This is a genomic window from Actinomycetota bacterium (assembly GCA_035765775.1).
Taxonomy (GTDB): Bacteria; Actinomycetota; CADDZG01; order JAHWKV01; family JAOPZY01; genus DASTWV01.
This window is the reverse complement of the sequence record DASTWV010000042.1, coordinates 1-11,791: the sequence shown is the minus strand read 5'-3', so window position 1 is coordinate 11,791 and position 11,791 is coordinate 1. Positions and strand designations below refer to the sequence as shown.

The 11,791-nt window shown below is 70.0% G+C and carries 6 protein-coding genes and 1 CRISPR repeat array; of the genes, 1 reads left to right on the top strand and 5 read right to left on the bottom strand.

Annotated elements, in window-relative coordinates; genetic code table 11:
• Positions 1–4: 4 nt before the first annotated feature.
• The 3 genes from VFW71_09070 to VFW71_09060 form a co-directional block, all read right to left on the bottom strand.
• Complete coding sequence (locus tag VFW71_09070; protein HEU5002917.1) at positions 5–781, bottom strand: methyltransferase domain-containing protein; 777 nt, start codon at positions 779–781, stop codon at positions 5–7.
• Positions 778–2,181: a CCA tRNA nucleotidyltransferase gene (locus tag VFW71_09065; GenBank protein ID HEU5002916.1), complete on the bottom strand. Its 1,404-nt coding sequence runs from the start codon at positions 2,179–2,181 to the stop codon at positions 778–780. Before VFW71_09065 ends, VFW71_09070 begins: the two co-directional genes overlap by 4 nt.
• Positions 2,182–2,242: 61 nt before the next feature.
• Positions 2,243–3,280, bottom strand: a complete 1,038-nt coding sequence (locus tag VFW71_09060; GenBank protein HEU5002915.1) for a histone deacetylase — start codon at positions 3,278–3,280, stop codon at positions 2,243–2,245.
• Positions 3,281–3,665: 385 nt separating this feature from the next.
• On the opposite strand from VFW71_09060, the gene VFW71_09055 reads away from it, so the two are divergent.
• Entirely contained in the window at positions 3,666–4,262 is a 597-nt protein-coding gene (locus VFW71_09055) for a phosphatase PAP2 family protein (protein HEU5002914.1), read from the top strand.
• A 585-nt stretch (positions 4,263–4,847) separates the two neighbouring features.
• Here VFW71_09055 and istB read toward each other — a convergent pair.
• Positions 4,848–5,612, bottom strand: a complete 765-nt coding sequence (istB, locus tag VFW71_09050) for an IS21-like element helper ATPase IstB (GenBank protein ID HEU5002913.1) — start codon at positions 5,610–5,612, stop codon at positions 4,848–4,850.
• Positions 5,609–6,817: an IS21 family transposase gene (istA, locus tag VFW71_09045; protein HEU5002912.1), complete on the bottom strand. Its 1,209-nt coding sequence runs from the start codon at positions 6,815–6,817 to the stop codon at positions 5,609–5,611. Before istA ends, istB begins: the two co-directional genes overlap by 4 nt.
• A gap of 138 nt (positions 6,818–6,955) precedes the next feature.
• Positions 6,956–11,638: direct repeats of the CRISPR family, unit length 37 nt; unit sequence CGCTCAACGAAGGCCGGGGTTGTCGCCCCGGCGATCC.
• Positions 11,639–11,791 lie beyond the last annotated feature (153 nt).

The following is an 11,791-nucleotide window of genomic DNA, read 5'->3' as shown; positions in this document are numbered from 1 at the left end:
GTTGTTATGGCCGGCGGGCGATCAGCAGCAACTCGGGATCGTCGAAGGTGGGTGGGTCCCGGTGGTAGTTGCCCGGCGAGACGCCGAACACCGCCTCGGGGTCCAGCCCGGCGCCATTGGCGATCCACTCCAGCTCCCGCGGCGTGTAGCACGAGTTCCAGATGTCGAAGGTGCCCTGCGCCCCGCCTTCGCCCACGATGCCCTCCACCCGCGCCCGGTACAGCATCTTCACCGCGTCGAAATCGCCCGCTGCCGGCTCGGTCCCCACCGGAGGCGGGGACAGCGGCGCCCCGAGCAGCGGCGTGTGGGTCAGCACGTAGAAGACGTTGGCCGCTCCCAGGGCCATCCGGCCGCCCGGCTTCAGCGCTTTGCGCATGCCCCGGAGGATCTGCAGGTCCGCCAGGCCGAGGCCGAATGCCCCTTGGCACAACGAGATCGCCACGTCGAACTCGCTGTCGAAGGGCATCTCACGGGCGTCCATCTCGAAGAAGGACGGCGCCACGCCGGAGGCCGCCGCCTGCTTATGGGCCATGGCGATGAAGGTGGGGGCGATATCCACGCCGACCACCTTCAGCCCCCGCTTCTCGAACTCGATGGCATGCCGGCCCGGCCCGCACCCGACGTCGAGCAGGCGCTCGCCCGGCTTCGTGTCGAGGGTCTGGGCCAGGAAGGACACCTCCTGGGCGGTGCCGTTGGTGAACTCGTAGCCGAGGTAGGCGTCGCCCAAGTGGCGGGCGAGCGCCACGTACCAGTCGCCCGGGGGCGACGGAACCGTGGTCATGCGGTCTCCTTCCGGTCCTGTTCCGCCCACCAGCCGTCGAGGCGCTGGTAGGCCTCCTCCTCGCCAATCTCACCCTCGTCCAGCCGGATCTCCATCAGGAAGGCCAGTGCCTGGCCCACCCGCGGACCAGGCCGGATGCCGAGATGCTCCATCACCTGCACTCCGTCGAGCGCCGGCCGGAGTGCCATGAGCTCCTCCCGGGCGGCCAGCTCCCGGATGCGCTCCTCCAGCTGGTCCATCCGGGCGGAGAGCTGGGCGGCCTTGCGCTCATTGCGGGTCGTGCAGTCCGAGCGCACCAGGGTGTTGAGCTTGCCCAGCAGCGCCCCGGCGTCGCGCACGTAGCGGCGCACCGCCTTGTCCGTCCAGCCCAGGCGGTAGGTGTGCAGGCGCAGGTGCAGGTAGACCAGCTGGCGCACCTCTGCGATGACCGAGCCGGGGAAGCGCAGCTCGCGCATGCGGACTTCGGTCATCTCCGCCCCCACCACCTCGTGGTGGTGGAAGGTGACCCCCTCCTCGGTGATCGCCCGGGTCTTGGGCTTGCCGACGTCGTGAAACAGGGCGGCCAGGCGCAGCACCAGGTCGGGGCCCTCGGACTCCAGGGCGATGGCGTTGTCCAGGACGGCCAGCGTGTGGGCGAACACGTCCTTGTGGCGGTGGATCGGGTCCTGCTCCAGGCGCAGGCGGGAGAGCTCGGGCATGAACTCGTCGGCCAGGCCCACCTCGGTGGCGAGGCGCAGCGCCGCCGACGGGCTGTGGCCCAGCATCAGCTTGGAGAACTCGTCCCGCACCCGTTCCCGGGAGACGATCGCCAGCCGCCCCCGCATCGTCCCGATGGCGGCCAGCACGTCGGCGTCGACCTCGAAGTCGAGGCTGGAGGCGAATCGGAGCGCGCGCAGCATGCGCAGGGGGTCGTCCCCGAAGGCCACCTCGGGCGACAGCGGGGTGCGGATCCGGCGCTGGGCGAGGTCGTCGAGGCCCCGGAAGGGGTCCACCAGCTCGATGCCGGGGAGCGCGATCGCCATGGCGTTGATGGTGAAGTCGCGCCGGGAGAGGTCGGTCTCCAGCTCGGTGGCGAAGGCCACCGTGGGGTTCCGGGAGCCAGGCTCGTAGCGCTCGGTGCGGAAGGTGGTGACCTCCACCCGGTCGCCCCGCTTCTGGGCGGCCACCGTGCCGAACTCGATGCCCGTGGTCCACACCGTGCCCTTCGTCCAGGAGCCCAAGATCTCCCGGGTGACCTCGGGCGGGGCGGGCGTGGCGAAGTCGAGGTCGGGCGACGCCTTGCCCAGCAGCGAGTCGCGCACCCATCCCCCCACCAGGTACAGGGGGATGCCCCGGGCGGCGAAAGCCGCGGCGAGGTCGAGCGCGGGGGCGGGCACCGCGCCGCGGGCGATCTGGGACACGCCACTCACCATGGTGCTCCGGTCCCCCTTCGGCTCCTCGTCGATTGCTTGGCTATTTCGGCTATGTCGCAGCGGGAGCCCGGTGAAATGCCTCGGCCCGCTCCAGCGCCGCCACCGACTCCGGTGGGCCGTCGAGGGGACCGTCGTCCTCGCCGGCGTGGCCGGCGTGGCCTGTGGGGTCGCCCATCGCCTGCAGCGTCGCCACCAACGACGAGCCCAGCGCCTTCAGATCGTACCCCCCCTCCAGGGTCATCAGGATGCGCCCGGCGCACAGCCGGTCGGCGGCGGCCATCAGCAGCGAGGTCATTGTGCCGAAGCCCGCCGAGGTCATGCGCATCGACGCCAGCGGGTCCCGGTGGTGGGCGTCATAGCCCGCGCTCACGGCGATGAGATCGGGTTTCCAGCGGTCCAGGGCGGGCAGCACGATGCGCCGGAAGGCCGCGAGGTAGACGGCGTCGGGCGTGCCCGCCGGCAGCGGGATGTTGAGCGTCGCCCCCGCCCCCGCCCCGCCCCCGATCTCCTCCAGCAGCCCGGTGCCGGGATACCAGGGGAACTGGTGCAGGGAGAGGTAGGCGACGTCGGAGCGGTCCCAGAAGATGTCCTGGGTGCCGTTGCCGTGGTGGACGTCGAAGTCCACGATCGCCACCCGTCGGGCCCCGCTCGCGATGGCGTGCGCGGCGCCGACGGCGACGTGGTTCAGGAGGCAGAACCCCATCCCCCGGGCCTGCGTGGCGTGGTGGCCCGGCGGGCGCACGAGGCAGAACGTTGCCCCCTCGTCGTTGAGCGCCCGGTCCACGGCGGCACAGGCCGCCCCAGACGCCCGCCGGGCGATGGCGAACGAGGCCTCGGTGACATAGGTGTCGGGGTCCATCCGCCCCCCGCCCCGCTCGCAGAAGCGCTGCAGCCGGGCGACGTACATGGGGTCGTGGACCCGGGCGAGCTGCTCGTCGGTGGCGGCGGGCAGGGATTCCTCGACGGCGAAGCCCGCCGAGGCGCAGGCGTCCAGGCAGGCCCGCAGCCGCTCAGGCCGCTCGGGGTGGTCGGCGCCGCCGTCGTGGGCCTGGCTGGTGGGGTCGGCATAGATCAGGGGCTGGGTCAAGGGCTCCTCCTTTGTAGCCGCTCCGCTGCTGGCCGCTCCGCCGCCGGCTCCGCTTTCGCCCGGCCTCCGGCCTACCTCACGGGCGGATCATGGCATTTCACTCAAGGAGTCTGCCCAGTGGGAGCCCACGGGTGGCCGCTCTCATCGATCTGTTGGAGGTCGCACAGATGTCGACCTCGACTCCTTGCCCCATCCTCTGTTCCCAACCACGGCAGTCGCCTCTTCCCAACCTATGCGATACGTTCGTTCTTTGTCATTCCCTGGTAAACGACGTACGTTCAGTGCAGACACCCGGAGATATCGGGTTGCAGGCCGTCTCGCCGTGGGCTCGGCCTGGCTTCAGCGGGGCCATATGGAACGCCCGCTACTCTGTCCCCCGCAACCTATGGACGCCTCCCTCTACCGCTGGTTCAACTCGCTCGCCGACCGGACGCAGTGGCTGCATCCGATGGGCGTGGCCTACGCCAAGTTCGGCGTCGGGCTGCTGGTCCTCCTCCTCCTCCTGGGCGCCTGGCTGATCGTCCGCCGGGAGGAGACCGAGGAGCAGGGCTTCGCCCGCATGGCGGGCGTGGCGTGGGCCGGACTCTCGGCGGTCGTGGCGCTGGGCCTGAACCAGGTGATCGGCAAGCTGGTCGGCCGGGCCCGCCCGTACACGGCGATGCCGGCTGCCCACGTGCTCATCGCCCGCACCCACGACTTCTCGTTCCCCAGCGACCACGCCTGCGTCATGGGAGCGGTGGCCGCCGGCCTCTGGCTGGTGGACCGGCGCCTGGGGATCGCCGCCGGAGTCGCCGCCCTGGCGATGGCGGTGGCCAGGGTGTACGTCGGGGTCCACTATCCCGGCGATGTCCTGGCCGGGCTCGTGGTGGGCGGGGCGGTGGCGGCCATCGGGTGGATCCCGGCCCGCTGGTTCCTGGTGCCAGCGGTGCGCTGGATCGCCCGGACTCCCGCTGGGGTGTTGGTGTACTCGGGAAGGAGCTGACCATAGCCTCTCCTGCCTGGCGACTGATCATCTCCCGCCTCCCCATGCAGCTCTCACGGCACCCGGTCGCCGTCTGGCGGGAGTTGCGGCGGGCCGGGGCCGTGCCCCTCCAGCCCACCCGGGCGATCCCCGCCGGCTAGGGCCTTGACGGGGCGGTGGAGCCGGCTACCGGGTTGGTGGAGCGGGGGGCGGCGAGCCACCGCATCCCAGCTCGCTGCCACCACGGCGACGTCGGTTGCTCAACGAAGGCCGGGGTTGTCGCCCCGGCGATCCTCCGGTCTCGGTGACCATCACCGAGACGCTGACCATCACCGCTCAACGAAGGCCGGGGTTGTCGCCCCGGCGATCCCGGCCAGCTTGTCGGCGTAGTCGGCGGTCCAGTTGTCGATCGCTCAACGAAGGCCGGGGTTGTCGCCCCGGCCATCCGCCGGCCCAGAGGGCGTCGAGGGACTCGCACGCAACGTCCGCTCAAGGAGGCCGGGGTTGTCGCCCCGGCGATCCCCGGCATGTCCACTTCCCGGCGCAGCCGGGATGTCAACGACGGCCGAAAACTGCGCGCCAGGCGCCGGTCGAAATCTGCGCGCGTCAGTGGGCCTTGGGCGGCCCCGTCACCTCCTCTCCCTTGCCCTTGAGCCGGTAGCTGTCGCCTCGTAGGACGATCACCTCGGCGTGGTGGACGAGTCGGTCGGCCATGGCGGCGACGGCGACGGGATCCCCGAAGATCTCCGCCCAGGCCGAGAAGTTCTTGTTGGAGCTCACGATCATGGAGGCCCGCTCGTAGCGGGAGCTGATCAAAGCGAAGAACAACGAGGCCGCCTCGGGGTCGAAGGGGATGTAGCCCACCTCGTCGCAGATCACAAGGGGCACCCGGCGCAGCCGCTCGAGCTCCTCGTCCAGCCGGCCCGCCCGCTTGGCGGCCCCGAGGCGGTTCACCCACTCATGGGCGGTGGCGAAGGCCACCCGGTAGCCCCGCCGGGCAGCCTGGACCCCGAGAGCAATCGACAGATGGGTTTTGCCCGTGCCGGGTGGGCCCAGGAACACGACGTTGCTGCGCTCGGCGATGAAGTCCAGCTGGGCCAGGTGGGCGATGGTGGCCTTCTTGACCGAGCGCTGGAAGGAGAAGTCGAAGTCGTCGACGGTCTTCACCTGAGGGAACCGGGCGGCCTTCACTCGGTTCTGGCCGCCGTGGGTGTCCCGGGAGGCGACCTCCTCGGAGAGCACCGCTGCCAGGTAGGCCTCGTAGTCCCAGGACTCCTCCCGGGCTCGGCGGGCCAGGCTGGCGGCGGCGTCGGGGATCCGGGGCGCCTTCATGGCCCGGGCCAGGTAGGCCACCTCGGAGGCCGCAGTCACGGCGTCACCACGGTGTCGTAGACGCTGAGGTCCACCGTGGGCATCTCGACGTCGCTTCTCTCCAGGCGGGCCTTGGCTTCCCTGGCCAAGCGGAGCGCTCGGGCATGGGCGGGATCGATCACCACGTCGGCCGGCACGTAGCTGCGGCGGTGGGCGGCGATGCGCTGGTGGTCGCAGAACACCACCACCTCCCAGAGCGACAGCCGCACCGAGACCCGCCGCCCGGCGTAGCCCGGAGGAACCGAGTAGTCGGCCCCGGCCACCCGCACGAAGCTGTCCTTGGAGACCCGCACCTCCAGGCGGGCGTAGAGGTCGGGGGCTTCGGCTGGGAGGGCGTGCAGGAAGCTCCGCTCGACGGCCAGGGCCTCCCCCACGGTTGCCCCCAGGCGTCGCAGATGGCGGCGCTGGGCGACCTCGAGGTTCCAGGCATCGGACTGTGCCTGGAGGTCGGTCAGGTCATCGAAGCTGCGCAAGGGGATGAACGAGGTCTGCAGGTAGGAGATGAGCCGCTCCACCTGACCCTTGGATTCCGGGGTGCGGGGCCGGAGCACCACTGCCTGGATGCCGAAGTGGCCGAGGAGGGCATCCACCTCAGAGTGCAGCCGCACCTTCCCCCCGGTGCGGGAGGCCACGATCGAGGTGTCGTTGTCGAACACCGCCTTGTCCGGTGTCCCGCCCAGCCTGGACAGACACCCGGCGAAGCCGGTGCAGAAGTCGGCCGTGGTGCGGGAGAACGTGTAGACCACGGCGTGACCCGCCGAGTGCGGCAGGGAGCCCACCAGCCCCATGGCCTCCCGGCACCGACCTTTGCCCACCGGCACCGCCAGGCCGGTGTGCCACCAGTCGAACTGTCCGATCTCCCCCGGCAGGTAGGTCGTGCGCTGGTAGTGCTTGGCCGCCAGGAACTGCGGGCGCACCGTGGCGAGGTAGCCCTTCAGGATCGTGATGCCGCCGCGGTAGCCGTCGCGGCGGAGATGCTCGATGATCGCGGTGGCGGGTGCCTCCGCATCGTCGTCGAGCAGCGCCGCGATCGTGTCCTTGTGGGGATCCAACAGGGACCCCGGCGACGGTCGCTCGTAGGCCGGGGGGCTGCTCAGGGCCCTGAGCCGAGTCACCGTGTTGCGACTCATGCCCAGGGCTTCGGCGATGTCGGTGGTGGTCTTGCCCGCCACTGCGAGGCGGTGGACCTCTGCCCAGTCGTGCACTCCGTACACTCCTCCCTCCCTCCGTCGGCGTCACCGACGCGAGGGTCTGTCGAAACCTGGGGATCACCTCGGATCCGCGCAGATTTCGACCGGCGAGAAGTGCTCAGTTTTCAACCGGCGTCGACACCGGGAGAACGGCGCTCAACGAAGGCCGGGGTTGTCGCCCCGGCGATCCCCGGACGGGGCGGCGTGAGGCGGCGGTAGTACGAGCCAAGCGCTCAACGAGGCCGGGGTTGTCGCCCCGGCGATCCCCGACATTGGGCAGACCGGGAATCCACGGGCGCAGCACACCCGCTCAACGAAGGCCGGGGTTGTCGCCCCGGCGATCCTGGCCCCTTACTTAGGCGCAAGGCTACAGGACCGGTGGACCGCTCAACGAGGCCGGGGGTTGTCGCCCCGGCGATCCGCCTAGTCCTAGTTCAGCATCACGCGGGCGTCGACCAGGCCCTTCGCTCAACGAAGGCCGGGGTTGTCGCCCCGGCGATCGACGAAGAGTATCGGAACCGATATCGGGGAAACACCCGCTCAACGAAGGCCGGGGTTGTCGCCCCGGCGATCCCCGGTGGCGGGGATCCTTCCGGGGAAACACCCGCTCAACGAAGGCCGGGGTTGTCGCCCCGGCGATCCGAGGTGATCCTCCAGCGGTCTTCTCTGTCGCCATGAACGCTCAACGAAGGCCGGGGTTGTCGCCCCGGCGATCCGGAATACGAGACTGGGTTACTCCTGTTGACTGCCAGCGCTCAACGAAGGCCGGGGTTGTCGCCCCGGCGATCCTGAGCGCCCGTGAGGATGGCGCCCGTGAGGATGGCCGCTCAACGAAGGCCGGGGTTGTCGCCCCGGCGATCCAGCGTGCCGCTGGGGGTCTCGGTCCCGGTCGCCTTGTACCACGCTCAACGAAGGCCGGGGTTGTCGCCCCGGCGATCCCTCGAAGCTTGGCGATCCCTCCGCCGCGTTTTAGCGCTCAACGAAGGCCGGGGTTGTCGCCCCGGCGATCCCCGGAGCGACGCTGCGGCACGAGGAGCACGGCGCCATCGCCCGCTCAACGAAGGCCGGGGTTGTCGCCCCGGCGATCCATGGGCTGCCCCATCTTCGCCATCACGCTTGTGGCCGCTCAACGAAGGCCGGGGTTGTCGCCCCGGCGATCCCCTGCGCGCCTGGGAGCCGCCGCCGCCCGGTAGCTCGCTCAACGAAGGCCGGGGTTGTCGCCCCGGCGATCCCCAGGCGGGCCGGCGGTATCGACTTCTCGGGCAGCCGCGCTCAACGAAGGCCAGGGTTGTCGCCCCGGCGATCCACGGCCAGGAGATTACAGTGGCGAACTCGGCAGAGCTCGCTCAACGAAGGCCGGGGTTGTCGCCCCGGCGATCCGCGATGCGCCCAGTTTGCGCTCGAGGGCGTGGTCCGCTCAACGAAGGCCGGGGTTGTCGCCCCGGCGATCCGCGCCCAGCCGGCGGCCTGGCGGACGCCGAGGCACACGAGCGCTCAACGAAGGCCGGGGTTGTCGCCCCGGCGATCCCCCGGACGGAGCGATCGAATTCGGATACGCGAATCCCGCTCAACGAAGGCCGGGGTTGTCGCCCCGGCGATCCCAGACCTCGGCCCCGGTGACGCTGGCCGAGTGCTTCGCGCTCAACGAAGGCCGGGGTTGTCGCCCCGGCGATCCAGGACCCGCAGGGCTTCTCAAGAAGTGCCGTCACCAAGTCGCTCAACGAAGGCCGGGGTTGTCGCCCCGGCGATCCCGGCTGTCGTGGACGTTCCGGCCGTGGGCCGGGCGGCCGCTCAACGAAGGCCGGGGTTGTCGCCCCGGCGATCCGCCAGGATGCGGACTGGTCCGAGCCCCGCCCACTCCGCTCAACGAAGGCCGGGGTTGTCGCCCCGGCGATCCCTGCAAGGCGGGTTCTTTGTTTTGCAGGCACGAGCCGCTCAACGAAGGCCGGGGTTGTCGCCCCGGCGATCCCTACTCCACTTCTTCTCCTCAACTTGCAAGCGATCGCTCAACGAAGGCCGGGGTTGTCGCCCCGGCGATCCTTTAGCGTTAGCTCAGATAGGGGAGTTACCTTCACGACGCTCAACGAAGGCCGGGGTTGTCGCCCCGGCGATCCACGGGTACTGAGGCCGCATCCCCCGCTTGCGGCAGCAGACGCTCAACGAAGGCCGGGGTTGTCGCCCCGGCGATCCACATTCCTGGAGTCGAAGATCGGCGGCAGGTCCGGAACGCTCAACCTAGGCCGGGGTTGTCGCCCCGGCGATCCCCTGGGCGGAGCCGTAGGCCCTGACCTGGGCGGAGTCCGCTCAACGAAGGCCGGGGTTGTCGCCCCGGCGATCCAGGGTCAGCGCTCGTGCTGGCGGTCCCCTTGCCCCGCGCTCAACGAAGGCCGGGGTTGTCGCCCCGGCGATCCGCCGCTTTCAGCTCCACGAAGAGGACCCATCCGGCCCGCGCTCAACGAAGGCCGGGGTTGTCGCCCCGGCGATCCGCGGGGGCATGCCGTCGAATTCACGTTCGGGGTGCGGCGCTCAACGAAGGCCGGGGTTGTCGCCCCGGCGATCCCAAGCGCGGAGGGAATTCCTGTCGCTGAATAGGAGCGCTCAACGAAGGCCGGGGTTGTCGCCCCGGCGATCCGGTGGCGGGGAAGGGCAAATGTGGTATCCGTAAACCGCTCAACGAAGGCCGGGGTTGTCGCCCCGGCGATCCCCTGCACATGCCTGACGGGGGCAGCCTGTCGGGACGAACGCTCAACGAAGGCCGGGGTTGTCGCCCCGGCGATCCCGTTTTCGCTGCAGCGTCGGCTTGGGACTGAGACCGCTCAACGAAGGCCGGGGTTGTCGCCCCGGCGATCCCCAGGGTAGTAGGTATTCACATGAAGTTGATTAGTTACGCTCAACGAAGGCCGGGGTTGTCGCCCCGGCGATCCAGCAGGGCGAGTGGGTCGCCTTCGGACCGGCCGACCGGCGCTCAACGAAGGCCGGGGTTGTCGCCCCGGCGATCCCCCCGCAGCTTGGCCGGGAAGATGCGCAGCCGGGAGCGCTCAACGAAGGCCGGGGTTGTCGCCCCGGCGATCCTCCGGGGCCGCACGCCCTCCCACGAGGCAAGGCCGTTCGCTCAACGAAGGCCGGGGTTGTCGCCCCGGCGATCCCTGGGCGAACTGGAGCGTGTCGGTCTCCCTGATCCCCGCTCAACGAAGGCCGGGGTTGTCGCCCCGGCGATCCCACAATCCTCGTGCTGAGGCACAGGCGGACGAGGCGCTCAACGAAGGCCGGGGTTGTCGCCCCGGCGATCCCCGATCAGGTGCATGCAGTCCGTGGCGTTGCGGGCGAACGCTCAACGAAGGCCGGGGTTGTCGCCCCGGCGATCCCTCGATCAGCTGGCGAAGGAGGGGTCATCGGTGAGCAGCGCTCAACGAAGGCCGGGGTTGTCGCCCCGGCGATCCGCGACGTCCCGGAACCCCAGGCGCCGGCCGTCTTTGGGCCCGCTCAACGAAGGCCGGGGTTGTCGCCCCGGCGATCCTCCAGGGAGACCATGATCGTGTGGGGGCCGATGCGCGCTCAACGAAGGCCGGGGTTGTCGCCCCGGCGATCCTTGCGCTAAGCACGTTCGGCACGCATCCAGCGAGGCAAAGCGCTCAACGAAGGCCGGGGTTGTCGCCCCGGCGATCCCTCGGCGTATCGCACCGCCACCGGGCCAGGCGGGCCGCTCAACGAAGGCCGGGGTTGTCGCCCCGGCGATCCGTCCACCTCCAAAAGAGAAAGGATTGTCAAGGCCTGACTCGCTCAACGAAGGCCGGGGTTGTCGCCCCGGCGATCCCACGATACCTGGCGGTTCTCGATCGCCGAGGCGGAGGACGCTCAACGAAGGCCGGGGTTGTCGCCCCGGCGATCCCGGGCTCCCACACTGTGCGCGTGGCCGCGCTTCCCCCGCTCAACGAAGGCCGGGGTTGTCGCCCCGGCGATCCCCACGCACGTCGTCAAGAATCGTTGGTTCCTCTAGCGCTCAACGAAGGCCGGGGTTGTCGCCCCGGCGATCCGCATCCGCTGATGGAATTCCACATCGGGTCACCAGGCGCTCAACGAAGGCCGGGGTTGTCGCCCCGGCGATCCCGTGAAACCGGAAGTGAAAAGGACCCAACACCGTTCGCTCAACGAAGGCCGGGGTTGTCGCCCCGGCCATCCCTCCCCGACCGAGACCAAGATCGTTGAGATGGTGCTGAACGCTCAACGAAGGCCGGGGTTGTCGCCCCGGCGATCCCATAGGTTCTCTGGGTGACAGCATCACTGGGGCCACGCTCAACGAAGGCCGGGGTCGTCGCCCCGGCGATCCCGAGCTGCTCGTTGTCCCGGGGGAACTTGCGGACCGCTCAACGAAGGCCGGGGTTGTCGCCCCGGCGATCCCCCCGAAGGTCGTTGAGTCCTACTGCACGCTATGTGCGCTCAACGAAGGCCGGGGTTGTCGCCCCGGCGATCCCCCTTGGGGGCATCTGAGGGTAGGAGCGTTGAACCCGCTCAACGAAGGCCGGGGTTGTCGCCCCGGCGATCCCCTACGGTTCCATACGCTACCCGCTCACGGGATCTGGATGCGCTCAACGAAGGCCGGGGTTGTCGCCCCGGCGATCCGAAAGGAGGCGTCAGAACGGGAGTGCAGAGGATTGCCGCTCAACGAAGGCCGGGGTTGTCGCCCCGGCGATCCCCTTAGTGTTCCAAACCTTGCTTCTGGTTGTGGCCGCTCAACGAAGGCCGGGGTTGTCGCCCCGGCGATCCCTCGTCGGCTACCTCTGGGACGCCAGCACGGGAACCGCTCAACGAAGGCCGGGGTTGTCGCCCCGGCGATCCCCTCTTCGCCACTTGTTAGCGGCCATGAAAAACTGCCCGTAGACGGCCACGAACCTGCCCGCTGGCGGCCACGAAAACTGCCCAGCGGTGGCCAGCAGATCTGCCCAACCGTCTGAGGTCCGTCCGAAATCCACCTTGAGGTCCCCTCCCGGG